20 protein-coding genes are annotated in these 16,537 nt (G+C 72.4%); 5 read left to right on the top strand and 15 right to left on the bottom strand.

Annotation, left to right across the window (positions count from 1 at the left end; all coding sequences use genetic code 11):
* From ACFU7Z_RS01910 to ACFU7Z_RS01900, 3 genes are read left to right on the top strand one after another with little or no spacing between them, the layout of a single operon-like run.
* Nucleotides 1–765, top strand: coding sequence for a metal ABC transporter ATP-binding protein (locus ACFU7Z_RS01910; RefSeq protein ID WP_380775301.1), 765 nt, complete (start codon nt 1–3; stop codon nt 763–765).
* Nucleotides 762–1,691: a metal ABC transporter permease gene (locus ACFU7Z_RS01905; RefSeq protein ID WP_049651098.1), complete on the top strand. Its 930-nt coding sequence runs from the start codon at nt 762–764 to the stop codon at nt 1,689–1,691. Before ACFU7Z_RS01910 ends, ACFU7Z_RS01905 begins: the two co-directional genes overlap by 4 nt.
* Nucleotides 1,692–1,726: 35 nt before the next feature.
* Nucleotides 1,727–2,137, top strand: coding sequence for a Fur family transcriptional regulator (locus tag ACFU7Z_RS01900; RefSeq protein ID WP_049651097.1), 411 nt, complete (start codon nt 1,727–1,729; stop codon nt 2,135–2,137).
* A gap of 77 nt (nt 2,138–2,214) precedes the next feature.
* On the opposite strand, the gene ACFU7Z_RS01895 is transcribed toward ACFU7Z_RS01900, so the two are convergent.
* The 4 genes from ACFU7Z_RS01895 to leuA form a co-directional block, all read right to left on the bottom strand.
* The gene (locus ACFU7Z_RS01895) at nt 2,215–3,048 is read right to left on the bottom strand and encodes an isoprenyl transferase (protein ID WP_049651096.1); all 834 of its coding nucleotides are present in this window, start codon (nt 3,046–3,048) and stop codon (nt 2,215–2,217) included.
* 4 nt (nt 3,049–3,052) lie between these two features.
* Nucleotides 3,053–3,799 carry a DNA repair protein RecO gene (gene recO, locus ACFU7Z_RS01890; RefSeq protein WP_049651095.1) on the bottom strand — a complete coding sequence of 249 codons (747 nt, stop codon included), beginning with the start codon at nt 3,797–3,799 and terminating at the stop codon, nt 3,053–3,055.
* Nucleotides 3,800–4,022: 223 nt separating this feature from the next.
* The gene (locus ACFU7Z_RS01885; RefSeq protein WP_380740156.1) at nt 4,023–4,598 is read right to left on the bottom strand and encodes a TerB family tellurite resistance protein; all 576 of its coding nucleotides are present in this window, start codon (nt 4,596–4,598) and stop codon (nt 4,023–4,025) included.
* 359 nt (nt 4,599–4,957) lie between these two features.
* Nucleotides 4,958–6,754 (bottom strand): 2-isopropylmalate synthase, encoded by a 1,797-nt coding sequence (gene leuA / locus ACFU7Z_RS01880; RefSeq protein WP_375876395.1) that lies wholly within the window; start codon nt 6,752–6,754, stop codon nt 4,958–4,960.
* Nucleotides 6,755–7,096: 342 nt separating this feature from the next.
* On the opposite strand from leuA, the gene ACFU7Z_RS01875 reads away from it, so the two are divergent.
* Both ACFU7Z_RS01875 and ACFU7Z_RS01870 read left to right on the top strand, forming a co-directional pair.
* A complete protein-coding gene (locus ACFU7Z_RS01875; RefSeq protein WP_380775299.1) occupies nt 7,097–8,116 on the top strand; it encodes a M4 family metallopeptidase in 1,020 nt (339 codons plus the stop codon).
* Nucleotides 8,117–8,240: 124 nt separating this feature from the next.
* A complete protein-coding gene (locus ACFU7Z_RS01870; RefSeq protein WP_049651101.1) occupies nt 8,241–8,507 on the top strand; it encodes a protealysin inhibitor emfourin in 267 nt (88 codons plus the stop codon).
* Nucleotides 8,508–8,524: 17 nt separating this feature from the next.
* Here ACFU7Z_RS01870 and ACFU7Z_RS01865 read toward each other — a convergent pair whose 3' ends face one another.
* The 11 genes from ACFU7Z_RS01865 to ACFU7Z_RS01815 form a co-directional block, all read right to left on the bottom strand.
* On the bottom strand, nt 8,525–9,229 hold the full coding sequence (locus ACFU7Z_RS01865; RefSeq protein WP_074000727.1) for an alpha/beta fold hydrolase: 705 nt from the start codon (nt 9,227–9,229) through the stop codon (nt 8,525–8,527).
* A 123-nt stretch (nt 9,230–9,352) separates the two neighbouring features.
* A complete protein-coding gene (gene era, locus ACFU7Z_RS01860) occupies nt 9,353–10,282 on the bottom strand; it encodes a GTPase Era (RefSeq protein WP_049651090.1) in 930 nt (309 codons plus the stop codon).
* 70 nt (nt 10,283–10,352) lie between these two features.
* Nucleotides 10,353–10,529 (bottom strand): hypothetical protein, encoded by a 177-nt coding sequence (locus ACFU7Z_RS01855; protein ID WP_158077653.1) that lies wholly within the window; start codon nt 10,527–10,529, stop codon nt 10,353–10,355.
* A gap of 160 nt (nt 10,530–10,689) precedes the next feature.
* The gene (locus tag ACFU7Z_RS01850; protein ID WP_049651100.1) at nt 10,690–11,043 is read right to left on the bottom strand and encodes a cytidine deaminase; all 354 of its coding nucleotides are present in this window, start codon (nt 11,041–11,043) and stop codon (nt 10,690–10,692) included.
* 28 nt (nt 11,044–11,071) lie between these two features.
* Nucleotides 11,072–11,623 (bottom strand): DUF4383 domain-containing protein, encoded by a 552-nt coding sequence (locus ACFU7Z_RS01845; RefSeq protein ID WP_049651089.1) that lies wholly within the window; start codon nt 11,621–11,623, stop codon nt 11,072–11,074.
* A gap of 38 nt (nt 11,624–11,661) precedes the next feature.
* On the bottom strand, nt 11,662–11,898 hold the full coding sequence (locus ACFU7Z_RS01840) for a hypothetical protein (RefSeq protein ID WP_063780135.1): 237 nt from the start codon (nt 11,896–11,898) through the stop codon (nt 11,662–11,664).
* 33 nt (nt 11,899–11,931) lie between these two features.
* Nucleotides 11,932–13,257 carry a hemolysin family protein gene (locus ACFU7Z_RS01835; RefSeq protein WP_049651087.1) on the bottom strand — a complete coding sequence of 442 codons (1,326 nt, stop codon included), beginning with the start codon at nt 13,255–13,257 and terminating at the stop codon, nt 11,932–11,934.
* 19 nt (nt 13,258–13,276) lie between these two features.
* Nucleotides 13,277–13,771 (bottom strand): rRNA maturation RNase YbeY, encoded by a 495-nt coding sequence (ybeY, locus tag ACFU7Z_RS01830; protein WP_049651086.1) that lies wholly within the window; start codon nt 13,769–13,771, stop codon nt 13,277–13,279.
* A 14-nt stretch (nt 13,772–13,785) separates the two neighbouring features.
* Entirely contained in the window at nt 13,786–14,811 is a 1,026-nt protein-coding gene (locus ACFU7Z_RS01825; protein ID WP_380775337.1) for a PhoH family protein, read from the bottom strand.
* A gap of 316 nt (nt 14,812–15,127) precedes the next feature.
* A complete protein-coding gene (locus ACFU7Z_RS01820) occupies nt 15,128–16,051 on the bottom strand; it encodes a ribonuclease Z (protein ID WP_117487723.1) in 924 nt (307 codons plus the stop codon).
* A 6-nt stretch (nt 16,052–16,057) separates the two neighbouring features.
* Complete coding sequence (locus tag ACFU7Z_RS01815) at nt 16,058–16,411, bottom strand: histidine triad nucleotide-binding protein (RefSeq protein WP_049651083.1); 354 nt, start codon at nt 16,409–16,411, stop codon at nt 16,058–16,060.
* Between the last annotated feature and the right edge of the window lie 126 nt (nt 16,412–16,537).

The raw sequence follows: 16,537 nt of genomic DNA, 5'->3' as shown, positions 1-16,537 counted from the left end.
ATGACCGACCCGATACCCCCGGCCGTCCGCCTCCGTGACGCCGTCGCCTCGCGCGGCGGCCGGCCGGTGCTGCGCGGCGTCGACCTCACCGTCCGCCCCGGCGAGGTCGTCGCCCTGCTGGGCGCCAACGGCTCCGGCAAGTCGACCACCGTCAAGGCCGTGATCGGCTCCGTCCCGCTGGAGCGGGGCACCCTGGAGCTGTTCGGCACCCCGTACGGCTCCTTCCGCGCCTGGCACCGGATCGGGTACGTCCCGCAGCGCACCACCGCCGCCTCCGGCGTCCCCGCCACCGTCCGCGAGGTGGTCTCCACCGGACGGCTGCCGCAGCACCGGCTGCTGCCCTTCCGCCGCCGGGACCGCGAGGCGGTGGACCGCGCGCTGGCCGCCGTCGGCATGCTGGAGCGCGCCGGGGACGGCGTGGCCGACCTGTCCGGCGGCCAGCAGCAGCGGGTGCTGATCGCCCGCGCCCTGGTCGGCACCCCCGACCTGCTGATCATGGACGAGCCGATGGCCGGCGTGGACGCCACCAGCCAGCAGGTGCTCGCGGACACCCTGCGCGCCGAGGTCGGCCGCGGCGCCTCCGTCCTCCTCGTGCTGCACGAACTCGGGCCGCTGGAGCCGCTGATCGACCGCGCCGTGGTGCTGCGGGACGGCTGCGTCGCCCACGACGGCCCGCCCGTGCCCAACACCGGGCTGCACGCGCTGCCCGGCCACGACCACGTCCACCCGCACGCCGACCTGACCCCGCCGAGGCTGCTGGCATGACCGAGATGCTCTCCTACGACTTCATGCAGCGGGCCCTGCTCGCCGCCGTCCTGGTCGGGATCACCGCCCCGGCCGTCGGCATCTACCTGGTGCAGCGCCGCCAAGCGCTGATGGGCGACGGCATGGGCCACGTCGCGATGACCGGCGTCGGCCTCGGCTTCATCTTCCAGACCAGCCCGGTCTGGATGGCCGTGCTGGTCTGCGTGCTCGGTGCCGTCACCATGGAGCTGGTCCGCTCGCGCGGCAACCAGCGCGGCGACATCGCCCTCGCGATGCTCTTCTACGGCGGCATGGCCTGCGGCAAGCTGCTGGTCTCGATGTCCGCCCAGGCCGGGGCCGGCTCGCTGGAGAGCTACCTGTGGGGCTCGATCCTCACCGTCGCCCCCGCCGACCTGGCCACCATCGCGGTGCTCGGCGCGGTGGTCGTCGCGGTCACCGTGGGCCTGCGCCGCCAGCTCTTCGCGATCTGCCAGGACGAGGACTTCGCCCGGGTCACCGGTGTGCCGGTGCGCACCCTCAACCTGCTGCTCGCGGTGATGGCCGCGGTCACCGTCACGGTCGCCATGCGCGTCGTCGGGCTGCTGCTGGTCAGCGCGCTGATGGTGGTCCCGGTGGTCGCCGCCCAGCAGCTCACCCGGTCCTTCGCCGCCACCCAGGCCGCCTCGATCGCGCTCGGCGTGGTCGTCTCGCTGGCCGGCGTCACCGGCTCCTACCACCTGGACGTGCCCTCCGGCCCGGCCATCGTGCTGCTCGCCATCGCGGTCTTCGCGGTGTTCAGCCTGCTCGCCGCGCCGCTCGCCCGGCGGCGCCACCGCGGCACCGGCGAACACGGGCCGAAGGTGTGCGACGTCGAACTGCCGGAACAGGCCTCCGGCGAACCGTCCGGCACGACCACACCTGAGGGGCGGGCGGGGCTGGCACAATGATGTGCGAGACGCCCACGACCCCAGGAGGACCCACGGTGACCACCGCAGGCCCGTCGCCGCGCGCCCGCTCGACCCGGCAGCGAGCCGCCGTCTCGGCGGCCCTGGACGAGATCGCGGACTTCCGCAGCGCGCAGGAGCTCCACGACCTGCTCAAGCACCGCGGGGACTCCGTCGGTCTGACCACGGTCTACCGCACGCTCCAGTCGCTCGCGGACGCCGGCGAGGTGGACGTGCTGCGCACCGCCGACGGCGAGGCGGTCTACCGCCGCTGCAGCAGCGGGCACCACCACCACCTGGTCTGCCGGCACTGCGGCGCGACCGTCGAGGTGGAGGGTCCCGCGGTGGAGCGCTGGGCCAACTCGGTCGCCGCCGAGCACGGCTTCAGCGACATCGCGCACACCCTGGAGATCTTCGGGACCTGCGCGGAGTGCGCCAAGAAGGTCTGAGGCTCGTCCGCGCGCGCGTACGGCGAAGGGGACCCACCGGGCAGATCCCGGTAGGTCCCCTCCGTCGTACGCACCCGTCAGCGCGGGGACGGCACCGGCGCGCCGACCTCGTTCGGGATCGCCCCGCCGAAGCGCCGGTCGCGCATCGCGTACTGCTCGCAGGCGCGCCACAGGTCGCGGCGGTCGAAGTCCGGCCAGAGCACGTCCTGGAACACGAACTCGGCGTAAGCCGACTGCCAGAGCAGGAAGTTGGAGGTGCGCTGCTCCCCGCTGGGGCGCAGGAACAGGTCCACGTCCGGCATGTCCGGGTGGTACATGTACTTGGCGAGGGTCTTCTCGCTGACCTTCTTCGGGTCGAGCTTCCCGGCCGCGACGTCCAGGGCGAGCGCCTGCGCCGCGTCGGCGAGTTCGGCCCGGCCGCCGTAGTTGACGCACATGTAGAGCGTGACGGCGTCGTTGTCCTTGGTCTGCTCCTCGGCGACCTGGAGCTCCTGGACGACGCTCTTCCACAGCTTGGGCATCCGGCCGGCCCAGCGGATCCGCACGCCCATCGCGTCCATCTCGTCGCGGCGGCGGCGGATGACGTCCCGGTTGAAGTTCATCAGGAACTTCACCTCGTCGGGCGAGCGCTTCCAGTTCTCGGTGGAGAACGCGTACAGCGAGATGTTCCTGACCCCGAGCTCGATCGCGCCCTTGAGGACGTCCAGCACCACGGACTCGCCGACCTTGTGGCCCTCGGTGCGGGGCAGTCCGCGCTCCTTGGCCCAACGGCCGTTGCCGTCCATCACGATGGCGACGTGGTCGGGGACCAGCTCGCCGGGGATCTTCGGGGGCTGTGCGCCGCTGGGGTGGGGGGTCGGGGGGACGTACGTCCTCTGCTTGCCGCCGCCGAAGAGCCGTCGCGCTGCCATGTGCTCACTTCTCCACGTATCTCATCGAGCGGATGCCCCGCTCCAGGTGCCACTGCAGATAGGCCGCGACCAGGCCGCTGCCCTCCCGCCAGTACCGCGGCTCGCAGGCGTCGGCCGTCTGCCAGTCCCCTGACAGCAGCGCCCCGAGCAGTACCAGTGTCTCAGGGGAGGGTACGGCACATCCGGGCACTCGGCAGTCGCCGCAGAGCACCCCGCCCGCGGGGAGGGAGAAGAAACGGTTCGGCCCCTCCAGGCCGCATTTGGCGCAGTCGGTGAAGCTCGCGCCGTACCCGTTCACCGCGAGCGAGCGCAGCAGGAAGGCGTCCAGCACCAGGTGCGACTCGTGCACCCCGGCCGCCAGCGTGCGCAGCCCGCCGACCAGCAGCAGGTACTGCTGGACGGCCGGTTCGCCCTCGTTCTCGGCGAACCGCTCGGCCGTCTCCAGCATCGCGGTGCCGGCCGTGTAGCGGCCGTAGTCGGTGACGATCGAGCCGCCGTACGGGGCGATCGTCTCCACCTGGGTGCAGAGCGGCAATCCGCGGCCGAACAGCTCACTCCCCCGGCTGAAGAACTGCACGTCCACGTGCGAGAACGGCTCCAGCCGGGCGCCGAACTTGGACTTGGTCTTCCGCACCCCGCGCGCGACCGCCCGCACCTTGCCGTGCTGGCGGGTCAGCAGGGTGATGATCCGATCGGCCTCGCCGAGCTTCTGCGCCCGCAGCACGACGCCGTCGTCCCGGAAAAGACTCATGGGGACCATTCTCCCCCACCCGCCCCCGGCTCCGGACGGCCCCGCCCGCCCGCACCGGGCTCCGGACAGCCGTGTTGCCCGCACCGGCGGTCGTGGGGGAGACCACGGCGGTGCGGGTCACGGCGGGCCCGGGGTGGGGAGGCCAGGCCCGTTGTGGGGGATTCCGAGGTGGTCTGAGGTGGTCCGCGGATCTTCGGAGGTGGACGGTACGGAGAGGCGGTCGCTACTGGTACGGCGTCCTGGTCGCCGCCTCCAGCAGCGCCCCGACCCGGGACCGCGGCAGGTCCAGGCAGCGCCCGACCGCGGCCAGCGCCTCGCGCTCCTGCGGCAGGTAGCGGCCGTCCGCCAGCGCGATCGCCGCGCCCTGCAGCAGCAGCCGCTCGCGGCCGGAGTGGGCCAGGTGCGGGGTGAGCGGTTCGACCACGGCGTGCAGTTCGACGGCCAGGCCGCCGGCCTCCGCCAGCCCCCGGCCGGGCGGCGCCTCCAGGTCGTGGGCGTGGTAGAGCTCGCCGCCGAGCCCGGAGAGCGCGGCGAGCGCGGCCAGCACCTGGGCCTCGCCGCAGTCCTCGAACCCGGCCTCGCGGACCGCCGCGCAGGCCGCCTCGCGGGCCGCCCGGTGGGCGGTGCCGCCGGCCGCGAGCATGGCCAGCGCGATGGTGTACTGGGCGTCCCGCAGCATCGCGCCGAGGCGCACGCAGGTGGGCTGCTCCAGGCTCTCGACGCCGTACCGGCCGTGGCAGCTGGTGCACTGCACGCTGCCGAGCACCGGCCCGAGCGGGACCACCGGGGTCCCCAGCAACCGCAGCCACCGCCGGCCGTGCTGCCGGCGGTAGTTGCGGTCCCCGCCGCAGCCCGGGCAGAAGAAGTCACCGAGAACGTCAGTCCGCCACCGCGGGCGAACACCCCACAACCTGGTCACGGCGCCACTCCCCAGACATGGCAGGCGGCCTGCTCGACTATGGGCAGGTCACGCGACCGGACACCGAGGCCGTCCCACCGACCCGGCTTTCCGGTGGATCGATGTTGCCACGGTTACCGGCACGTGTCAGTACCTCGAACGGCTTCCGATTCGAAAAAATGTGGCGCAGGCCACAATCCGGGGCGGGGACGACGAAGGGCCGCCCCATGGGACGGCCCTTCGCATACCACCCGTTCGAATTAGCCGCGCTGCGAGCGGTTGACGGCGCTGATCATGGCCTTCAGCGAGGCCAGCACGGTGTTGCCGTCGATGCCCACACCCCACAGCACCTTGCCGTCCACCGCGCACTCCACGTACGCGGCGGCCTGGGCGTCGCCGCCCTCGCTCAGCGCGTGCTCGGCGTAGTCCAGGACGCGTACGTCCACGCCGATCCGGGCCAGCGCGTCGGCGAAGGCCGAGACCGGGCCGTTGCCGGTACCGGTCAGGGTCACCGGGACGCCGTCCACCCGGGCCTCGGCGGTCAGCGCGTCCCGGCCGTCCTCGGTGGTCAGGGTGCGCGAACCGCTCAGCGAGATCCGGCCCCACGGGTTGCCGGTGGTCGGCAGGTACTCGTCCTCGAAGACCCGCCAGATCTCGGCCGGGCTGACCTCGCCGCCCTCGGCGTCGGTCTTGGCCTGGATGATCCGGGAGAACTCGATCTGCATCCGGCGCGGCAGGTCCAGCTTGTGGTCGTTCTTCAGCACGTACGCCACGCCGCCCTTGCCGGACTGGCTGTTGACCCGGATGACCGCCTCGTAGGTGCGGCCGACGTCCTTCGGGTCGATCGGCAGGTACGGCACGCCCCAGGTGTGCTCCTCCAGCGGCACCCCGGCCGCCTTCGCGTCCGCCTCCAGGGCGTCGAAGCCCTTCTTGATGGCGTCCTGGTGGGAGCCCGAGAAGGAGGTGTACACCAGGTCGCCGGCGTACGGGTGGCGCGGGTGCACCTCCATCTGGTTGCAGTACTCGGCGGTGCGGCGCACCTCGTCGATGTCGGAGAAGTCGATCTGCGGGTCGATGCCCTGCGAGAACAGGTTCATCCCCAGCGTCACCAGGTCGACGTTGCCGGTCCGCTCGCCCTGCCCGAACAGGCAGCCCTCGATCCGGTCCGCGCCCGCCATGTAGGCCAGCTCGGCGGAGGCGACGGCGGTGCCGCGGTCGTTGTGCGGGTGCACCGACAGGCAGACGAACTCGCGGCGGGACAGGTGGCGCGACATCCACTCGAACTGGTCGGCCTGGACGTTCGGGGTGGCCCGCTCGACGGTGGCGGGCAGGTTCAGGATGATCTCGCGGCCCTCGCCCGGCTGCCAGACGTCCATGACGCCCTCGCAGACCTCCAGCGCGAAGTCCAGCTCGGTGTCGACGAAGATCTCCGGCGAGTACTGGTAGCCGAAGACGGTGTCGTCGCCCAGCAGCTTCTCCGCGTACTCCATCACCAGCCGGGTGCCCTCGGTGGCGATCGCCTTGGTGGCCGCCCGGTCGTTGCGGAACACCACCCGGCGGAACAGCGGCGCGGTCGCGGCGTACAGGTGGACGGTCGCCCGCGGGGCGCCGACCAGCGCCTCCACCGTCTTCTCGATCAGGTCCTCGCGGGCCTGGGTCAGCACCGAGACGGTGACGTCCTCGGGGATCGCCCCCTCCTCGATCAGCGACCGTACGAAGGCGTGGTCGGTGGCCCCGGAGGCGGGGAAGCCGACCTCGATCTCCTTGTAGCCCATGGCCACCAGCAGGTCGAACATCTTGCGCTTGCGGGCCGGCGACATCGGGTCGATCAGCGCCTGGTTGCCGTCCCGCAGGTCGGTGGACAGCCAGCGCGGCGCCTTGGTGATCACCTTCTCCGGCCAGGTGCGGTCCGGCAGGTCGACGGTGCCGAACGGCAGGTAGCGCCCGTGCCGCATGCCCGAGGGCTGCTGGCGCACCGAGGCGGCGGTGATCGGGGTGGGGCGGTCGACGAAGGGGCGGCCGGCGGGGACGGACGCGGCGGAGTTCTGCTCGGTCATGGAGGTGACTCGGCTTCCTGTGATGCGTGGTGCGGGCGGGTCGGGGGTGGTCAACACCTGGTCAACACCGACTGGCCGGCCTCTGCTGCCGCTCGCGATACACCCTTGGATCGCCGATTGCGCGCACAGCACGTTCCCCGCGGCGAGGGTGCCGGCCCCAGTGGACTACAGGCCCTCGACGCGGCAGCTAAGAAGAAGCAGCCCGTTGCGCATGATGGGCCCAGCGTAACCCAGCACCGCGCGCCCCCGAAGTGATCCGGGCCACCGTTCCACTCCTTGAGACGCCGACCGGTCGTGCCGGGGGTGGTGACAACCGGTCATCGAAGCCTCACCCTGGGCAACATGACCGCAGCAGCACCGTTCTGCACGATCGTCCCGCCGTTCGTCCTGGACCGCCTCGCCGAGGCCGGCCACGAACCCGCCGTCCACTCCCTGGCCCTCGACGCGGCGCACCGCGCGGCCCGCCTCTCCCCGGCCCCGCCCGTCGCCGCCCCCGGTCTCAACCGGGTCGTCTACGACGCCGGCCACGGCCAGCGGCTGCCCGGCCGCTCCGTGCGCACCGAGGGCCGCGCGGCCTCCTCCGACAGCTCCGTCAACCACGCCTACGACGGCCTCGGCGCCACCTTCGCGCTCTACGCCGACGTCTTCGGCCGGCACTCGATCGACGACCGCGACCTGCGGCTGGACGCCAGCGTCCACTACGGCCGCGACTACGACAACGCCTTCTGGAACGGCCACCAGATGGTGTTCGGCGACGGCGACAACGTGGTGTTCGGCGATTTCACCGCCTGCGTCGACGTCATCGGCCACGAACTCACCCACGGCGTCACCCAGTTCACCGCCGGACTGGACTACCAGGACCAGCCCGGCGCGCTCAACGAGTCGGTCTCCGACGTCTTCGGCTCGCTGGTCAAGCAGTACGCGCTGCGCCAAGCCGCCGCCGACGCCGACTGGCTGATCGGCGCCGGACTGCTCGCCCCGGGCGTCCAGGGCGTGGCGCTGCGCTCGATGAAGGCGCCCGGAACCGCCTACGACGACCCGCGGCTCGGCAAGGACCCGCAGCCCGCGCACATGCGGGACTACGTGGACACCGCCCAGGACAACGGCGGGGTGCACATCAACTCCGGCATCCCCAACCACGCGTTCTACCTGCTGGCCACCGCGCTCGGCGGCTCGGCCTGGGAGCGCGCGGGCCGGATCTGGTACGACGCCCTGACCGGGCGCACGCTGCCCGCCGACGCCGACTTCACCGCCTTCGCCCGGGCCACCGTGGCCGCCGCCAGGGCCCGCTACCCCGACGACCGGTCGGTCGTGGACACCGTCACGGCCTCCTGGGCGCAGGTCGGGGTCAGCCCGGGGTGAGCGGGGCCGCGGACGGCCCCGGGAGTACGCCTGAAGGGTGGTTGAGACCGGGTTGAGGCGGGCTTAAGGTCACGGTCCGGGAAAAGCCCGGCAAACCCCCTCCCCGGGTAGCACCATGGACACCATGCGTATCCAGGTGACCCGGACCGGCGGCTTCGCGGGGATCGTCCGCCAGGCGGAGATCGACACCGCCGACCGCACGGACGCCCCGCACGTGCACGCACTCGCCCGCGAGGCCGTCGCGGGCGGGCTGCGCGCGCCCTCGTACGGGGTGCCGGACGGCTTCCACTACGAGATCACCGTCGACGGCCGGTCGGTGTACTGCGCCGACCCGAAGCTCACCGACTCGCAGCGCGAGCTGGTCTCCCTGGTGCTGCGCGAGGGCGCGTAGCACCAGGGAGCCCACGGTCAGAGCCAGCCGTCGAGCGCCGCCAGGAAGCCGGCCGGGTCGTCCCGGTGGACGGTGTGGCCCGTGCCGGGGACGGTGCGCACCTCGAAGCCGCGGGCAGTGAGCTCCTCGGCGCTCGCCGCGTCCACCAGCATGCTGCCGTCGGCCAGGACCACCAGCGAGGGCACCGCCGGCCCGGCCGGCAGGTCCGAGCGCTGGTCGGCCAGGGCCAGCGCCGAGTCCTCGTCCCAGGCGGCCGCGGCGGCGATCTCGTCGTCCACGTCGGCCGGTTCCCAGGTCGGGCTGAGCGCCACGACCTGCTCCCGGGTGAGGTGCCGAAGCTGCGCCATCACCCGCGGGTCCATCCCGGTCTGGACGAACCGCCAGGCCGGGTCGACGTACACCGCGCGGGCCGGCTTCAGCCGCTCGACCGCGTCCGCCAGGACGATCCCGCCCAGCGAGTGGCCGATCGCGAGCTCGACGCCGGCCGGCAGGCTCTCCAGCAGGTCCTCGGCGTACGCCGCCAGGGGGTAGCGCTCCAGCGCGGTGGCGCCGGTGCCGCGCGGGCTGGCGCCGTGCCCGCGCAGGTCCACGGCGAGCACCCGGTAGCCCCTCCCCGCCAGGGCCGGGCCGACCAGCCGCCAGGTGCGGTGGTCGGACATGATGCCGTGCACCAGCACGGCCAGCCGGTCCCCGCTGCCCCACTCCCGGGTGTGCAACTCCATCGCGGTGTAACCCTTCTGACGTCGCGTACGGCCGGACCACGGCGAAGGCCCGCCCGGACGCACAACGTCCGAACGGGCCCCAGGCCTCCCGGCGGCCCGAACTCCCTCGTCGGGAGCCCGGGTTCAGAAGCCGAGCTTGCGCAGCTGCTTGGGGTCGCGCTGCCAGTCCTTGGCGACCTTGACGTGCAGGTCCAGGTAGACCGGCGTGCCGAGCAGCGCCTCGATGTGCTTGCGGGCGGTGGTGCCGACGTGCTTGAGCCGCGCGCCCTTGGCGCCGATCACGATCGCCTTCTGGCTCTGCCGCTCGATGTAGACGTTGGCGTGGATGTCCAGCAGCGGGCGGTCCGCCGGGCGGCCCTCGCGCGGGAGCATCTCCTCGACCACCACGGCCAGCGAGTGCGGCAGTTCGTCGCGCACGCCCTCCAGCGCGGCCTCGCGGATCAGCTCGGCGACCATGATCTGCTCGGGCTCGTCGGTGAGGTCGCCCGCCGGGTAGAGCTGGTCGCCCTCCGGCAGCAGCTTGGTGAGCAGGTCGGCGACCAGCTCGACCTGCTTGTCGCCGACGGCGGAGACCGGGATGATCTCGGCCCACTCGAAGCCCAGCTCGATGCCGAGCTGGTGGATGGCGATGAGCTGCTCGGCCAGGCGCTTGGAGTCGACCAGGTCGGTCTTGGTGACGATGGCGACCTTCGGGGTCTTCTTGATCCCGGCGATCTCCTTGGCGATGAACTTGTCGCCGGGGCCGATCTTCTGGTCGGCGGGCAGGCAGAAGCCGATCACGTCGACCTCGGCCCAGGTGGTGCGGACCAGGTCGTTGAGGCGCTCGCCGAGCAGGGTGCGCGGCTTGTGCAGACCGGGGGTGTCGACCAGCACGAGCTGGGCGTCCGGGCGGTGCACGATGCCGCGCACGGTGTGCCGGGTGGTCTGCGGGCGATCGGAGGTGATCGCGACCTTCGTCCCCACCAGGGCGTTGGTCAGGGTCGACTTGCCCGCGTTGGGCCGGCCGACGAAGCACGCGAACCCGGAGCGGTACGAGGAGGAAGGGGCATTCATGGGCTCCATTCTCCCTGATCACCGGAGCCCCGCCGTCCGGGCCCACCCCGCGGGGGTGTCCGGGGCGCGCTCAGCCCTTCTTCCCGGCCTTCCCGCCCTTGCCGGAGGTGGGGATCAGCGAGACCACCACCAGCACCAGCAGGAAGCCGAGCGAGCCGTACAGCCAGAGCTCGGACCCGGTCTCCTGCCACTTGCCCAGCCCCATCACGAACAGCACCAGCCCGGCGAAGAACGCCACCGCCCCCATGCCCCAGTCCCCTCACCGAGTCCACTCCCCCGGTGAGATTATCTGCAAGGCCTGGGCTTCAAGACCATGCCGTCCGACAGCGCCGTACGGGGCACGCGGCGGGGCCGCCGAAGGCCCGCCAACGGCCCCCGGCGGCCCCGTACGGGCCCCTCGACGGGCCTCAGCGCGCCTCGGCGGACACCCGCAGCGTCCCGTCCGGCCCGGCCAGCAGCACGGGCGTCCCGGCCCCGCCCAGGTCCCGTACGGCCGCCAGGTCCGTCTCGGCCGGCTGCTCCGCCTCGCTCACCACGGCCGCCGCCTCCAGCGACCGGGCGCCGCTGGCCACCGCCATCGCCACCGCCGTCTGCAGGGCGCTCAGCCGCAGCGACTCCAGGGCGACCGTCCCGGCCACGTAGGTGCGCCCGGTCTCGTCACGCACCGCGGCCCCCTCGGCCACGCCGTTGCGGGCGCGGACCGAGCGGGCCAGGGTGATGATCTTCTTGTCTTCGGGGTCGAGCTCGACGATGTCACTCATGCCGCCGAGCATAGGCACCCGGCGCCGTTCAGTGGCCGACCGGGTGGGTGGGCCCCGGGTTCGGCTTGAGGACCTTGACGAAGGTCTTCGCGGCCCCGCTCGGCCGAGCCTCCTCGCGCTCGATCCGCTGCCGCCAGTACGGGTTGTCGTGCGGCAGGTGGCCGCTCACCCGGCCGTACATGCCGAAGGTCGTCAGGACGATGCCGAAGATGAACGCGAACAGCACGTTCGACATCCGGAAGTTGAGGATGTTGGCGTCCGGCCGCCCGAGCACCGTCAGGCCGTAGAAGCCCGACAGGACGAACAGCACGCCCACCGCCATGTTGAGGTTGGACGCGAAGTTCCCGCCGACCACCGCCCCCAGCACCAGGACCGCGCCCGCCACGATGGACAGGATGCTCAGCGCCCCGTTGGTCGACAGCCCGGCGATCCGGTCGCCGTGGGTGGCCAGGAAGCCCGGCTCGCCGGCCAGCCCCAGACACCCGAACACGATCAGGAAGACCCCCCCGAGCCCCGCCCCGACCCGCCACACCATGGCGAGCCGGCGGTCGACGGTGGGCAGTTCGTCTTGCAGCTTCATGGCGACCTCCAGAGCTCGGCCATGGTCCAGCCGGGTGCCTAGCTGTAGGGGTGGCTCCCCTGCATGTGCGGCACCTCGTGCATGTAGAGCGAGCCGCACTGCTGGCAGCAGCGCAACCCGGTGCCCCACTCCTCCTCGGGCCGCGTCTCGGCGTCGTCGGACATGGTCCGGCCGCAGAGCGCCACCGACAGGTCCTCGTCCCGCACCACGTGCCAGGACTTGACTCCGCCGGCCGCCCCCTGCGGGCCGTACTCCGCGCGAAGTTTGTGCGTCATGCCCTCCATGGTCGCTCGGCGACCGCCCACCCGCTACTCGCCCGCCGGCTCCTCGGCGTCCTCGGTGCGGCGGACGGGGGCGGCGACCATCGAGCCGATCCGGTTGCGGCGGCCCGCCGAGGACTCGGCGGTCAGCAGGATGCCGGACAGGCCGCCCTCCACCGGGTCGGGCAGCGGGATCTCGCAGGAGGAGCCGGGGATCGGCACCCGGCCCAGGTGCTTGGCCAGCAGGCCGCCGACGGTCTCGACGTCCTCGTCCTCCAGCTCGATGCCGAACAGCTCGCCCAGGTCCTCCACCAGCAGCCGGGCGGTGATCCGGTACGAGCCGTCCCCGAGGTCCTCCACCGGGGCGATCTCCCGGTCGTACTCGTCGGTGATCTCGCCGACGATCTCCTCCAGGACGTCCTCGATGGTGACCAGGCCGGCCGTGCCGCCGTACTCGTCGATCACGATCGCCACGTGCGAACGGCGCTGCTGCATCTCGCGCAGCAGGTCGCCGGCCGGCTTGGAGTCCGGGACGAAGACGGCCGGCCGTATCACCGCGCCGACCTCCTCGGACTCCGCCTCCCGGTTGATGTGGGTGCGCCGCACCAGGTCCTTGAGGTAGACGATGCCGACCACGTCGTCCTCGTTGTCGCCGACCACCGGGATCCGCGAGAAGCCCGAGCGCAGCGCCAGGGTCAGCGCCTGCCGGACGGTCTTGTGCCGCTCGATCATCACCAGGTCGGTGCGCGGCACCATCACCTCGCGCACGATGGTGTCGCCCAGCTCGAAGACCGAGTGCACCATCCGGCGCTCCTCGTCCTCGATCAGGTCGTCCTTCTCGGCGAGGTCCACCAGGGCCCGCAGCTCCGCCTCCGAGGCGAACGGACCCTCCCGGTAGCCCTTGCCCGGGGTCAGCGCGTTGCCGAGCAGGATCAGCAGCCGCGGGATCGGGCCCAGCACCGCGGCCAGCGGCAGCAGCACGAAGGAGGCCGCCGTCGCGGTGGTGAGCGGGTGCTGGCGCCCGATCGTGCGCGGCGAGACCCCCACCGCGACGAAGGACACCAGCACCATCACGCCGAACGCCAGCAGGACGGCCTGCCAGGTGGGCGTCACGTTGCGCACGCACACCACGGTGACCAGGACGGCCGCCGCCATCTCGCTGGCCACCCGGATCAGGGTGGCCAGGTTGAGGTAGCGGATCGGGTCGGAGGCGACGGTCAGCAGCCGCGCGGAGCCGCGCCGACCGCTGCGCACCGCCTCCTCCGCCCGGAACCGGGAGACCCGGGAGATGCCCGCCTCGGCGCACGCGGCCAGCCAGCCGAGCACGACCAGCAGCACGGCACCGAGGATGAAGCTCGTACTCTCACCACTCACAGGGGTTCGGGCTCCGCGCTCAGTGGGTGGTGGGGGCCGGGGAGATGCCGCCGAGGCCCCGGCCCGTCCGCCAGTCGTCCAGGATGCGCTTCTGGAGGGCGAACATCTCCTCCTCTTCCTCCGGCTCCTCGTGGTCGTAGCCGAGGACGTGCAGCACGCCGTGCACGGTGAGCAGTTGCAGCTCCTCGTCCATCGAGTGCTTGGAGGGGGCCGCCAGGCCCTGCTGCTCGGCGACCTCGGGGCAGAGCACGATGTCGCCGAGCAGGCCCTGCGGCAGCTCGTCGCCCTCCTTGCCGGGACGCAGCTCGTCCATCGGGAACGACATCACGTCGGTCGGGCCGGGCAGGTCCATCCACTGGATGTGCAGCTCCTCCATCGCCGCACTGTCCACCAGGATCACGGACAGTTCGGACTGCGGGTGGATCCGCATCTTGTCCAGTGCGAAGCGGGCGACGTCGAGGATGGCTTCCTCGTCGGCCTCCCAACCGGACTCGTTGGCGATGTCGATCGACATGACGGGCTGTGTGCTCAGCTTTCGGTGCGATGGGACTGGCGGGGTGCGCGGGGCGCCGTGGCCTTGCCGGGGCGCCGCTGGGCGGGCTTGCGGTCCGCCGGGGCGGCCTCCTCCGCCTCCTGGCGGGCGTCCCAGCGCTCGTAGGCGTCCACGATCCGGCCGACCAGCTTGTGGCGGACCACGTCGGTGCTGGTGAGGACGGAGAAGTGGATGTCGGGCACGTCGGCCAGGATGTCCTGGACGACCTTGAGACCGCTGCGGGTGCCGCCCGGGAGGTCGATCTGGCTGGTGTCGCCGGTGACCACCACCCGGGAGTTGAACCCGAGGCGGGTGAGGAACATCTTCATCTGCTCGGGCGAGGTGTTCTGGGCCTCGTCGAGGATGATGAAGGCGTCGTTGAGGGTGCGGCCGCGCATGTACGCGAGCGGGGCGACCTCGATGGTGCCGGCCGCCATCAGGCGCGGGATGGAGTCCGGGTCCATCATGTCGTGCAGCGCGTCGTACAGCGGGCGCAGGTACGGGTCGATCTTCTCGTAGAGGGTGCCGGGCAGGAAGCCCAGCCGCTCCCCCGCCTCGACCGCCGGGCGGGTCAGGATGATCCGGTTGACCTCCTTGGCCTGGAGGGCCTGGACGGCCTTGGCCATCGCCAGGTAGGTCTTGCCGGTGCCCGCCGGGCCGAGGCCGAAGACGATCGTGTGCTTGTCGATCGCGTCGACGTAGCGCTGCTGGTTGAGGGTCTTCGGGCGGATCGTCCGGCCCCGGTTGGACAGGATGTTCGCGGTGAACACCTGCGACGGCGCCGGGCTGTCCGGGTCCTGGCTGCGGATCATGGCGATGGAGCGCTCCACGGAGTCCTCCGTCAGCGGCTGGCCGGTGCGCAGCACCAGCATCATCTCGGTGAAGAGCCGTTGCACGAGGGCGACCTCGGCCCGGTCCCCGGTGGCGGTCACCTCGTTGCCGCGGACGTGGATGTCCGCGGCGGGGAAGCCCTGCTCGATCACGCGCAGCAGCGAGTCCGCGGTGCCGAGCAGGGTGACCATCGGGTGCTTCTCGGGGATCACGATCCGGGCGCTCACACGGCCGTCGTCGGTCGTTTCGGGGCGCGACTGTCCGTTGGTACGGGTCTGCGATGTGTCACTCATAGGTCGGCGCTGGGGCCTGCCTCATCCCATCCGTGGTCTCGGGTGCCGCTGGGTGTCTCCGGGGCACCAGGGTACGCCGCGAGCGTGATCGCCGTGGCGGGCGGCGGGGCCGCACCCGACGATGCTCCGGCAGATCGCAGGCCGGCGCGAGCCCATTTTTTTCACCGGGGACACTGCCGGGACTCTCCCGTGCCGCTCCGGTTCCCCGGGCCGGTCACGACGGGCGGCGGGCCGGCACCGGCACCCGGTCGAGGTCGGCGGCCAGCACCAGCTCCCCGTCGAAGTGCTTGCGGGCGTCGGCCAGGTGCTGGCCGAGGTCCGGGTAGCGCTGCGAGAAGTGGGTCAGCACCAGGGTGCGCACCCCGGCCTCGGCGGCGGCCTTGGCGGCCTGCCCGGCGGTGAGGTGGCCGTGCTCCTCGGCGAGCCGGGCGTCGGCGTCGGTGAAGGTCGCCTCGACGACCAGCAGGTCGGCGCCCTCGGCGAGCGCGTACACGCCGTCGCACAGCCGGGTGTCCATCACGAAGGCGAACTTCTGGCCCGGCCGCGGCTCGCTGACCTCGGCCAGGGTGACGGTGCGGCCGTCCACCTCGATCGCGCCCTCGTGCTGGAGCCGGCCCACCGCCGGGCCGCGCACGCCGAGGGCGGCCAGCCGCTCCGGCACCAGCCGCCGGCCGTCCGGCTCGGAGAGCCGGTAGCCGAAGGACTCCACCGGGTGGTCCAGCCGGACGGCGTCCAGCGCGAAGCGGGCGCCGGGCGCGGGCAGCGGCCCGGGTTCGTCGATCGGCCGGGGCCGCAGCACGGCCGTCTCGTGGTAGGCGGTGGAGTGCCGCAGCCGCTCGAAGTAGACCTCGCCCGAGGCCGGGAAGTAGACGTCGACCGGGTGCGGGACCCGGTCGAGGTTGATCCGCTGGATCACCCCGGCGAGGCCCAGGCAGTGGTCCCCGTGGAAGTGGGTGACCGCGATCCTGGTGATCTGGGTGGCCGTCACCCCGGCGTGCAGCATCTGGCGCTGGGTGCCCTCGCCGGGGTCGAACAGCAGGCCCTCGCCGTCCCAGCGCAGCAGGTAGCCGTTGTGGTTGCGGTGCCGGGTGGGCACCTGGCTGGCGGTGCCGAGGACGACGAGTTCGCGCTGGGACACCTGCGGTCAGACCATGCGCTCGGTCATCGACATGCCGCCGAGCACGTGGACGTGCGCGTGGAAGACGGTCTGCCCCGCGCCGGCACCGGTGTTGAAGATCAGCCGGTAGTCCTCGATGCCCTCGTCCGCGGCCACCGCGCCCGCCTCGGCGAGCAGTTCGCCGGCGGTCTCCGGCTCGGCGGCGGCCAGCGCGGCCGCGTTCGGGTAGTGCGCGTGCGGGATCACCAGCACGTGCACGGGAGCCTTGGGGGCGATGTCGCGGAAGGCGAGGGTGCGCTCGGTCTTGCGCACCACGGTCGCCGGGATCTCGCCCGCCACGATCTTGCAGAACAGGCAGTCGGGCTGCGGCTCGCCGGCCATGGCTCTCTCCTCGGGATCGGTGTGTCGGGTGGTGGGGCCGTACGGGCGCAGCCTAGCCGAGCCGGGCGACGGCCTGCTGGCGCTTCCGGCGCCCCGGGGCCGCACCCGCGGGGCGGGACGCCGGAC

Source organism: Kitasatospora sp. NPDC057518, from assembly GCF_042802075.1.
Taxonomy (GTDB): Bacteria; Actinomycetota; Actinomycetes; order Streptomycetales; family Streptomycetaceae; genus Kitasatospora.
This window is presented reverse-complemented; position numbering and strand designations above follow the sequence as displayed.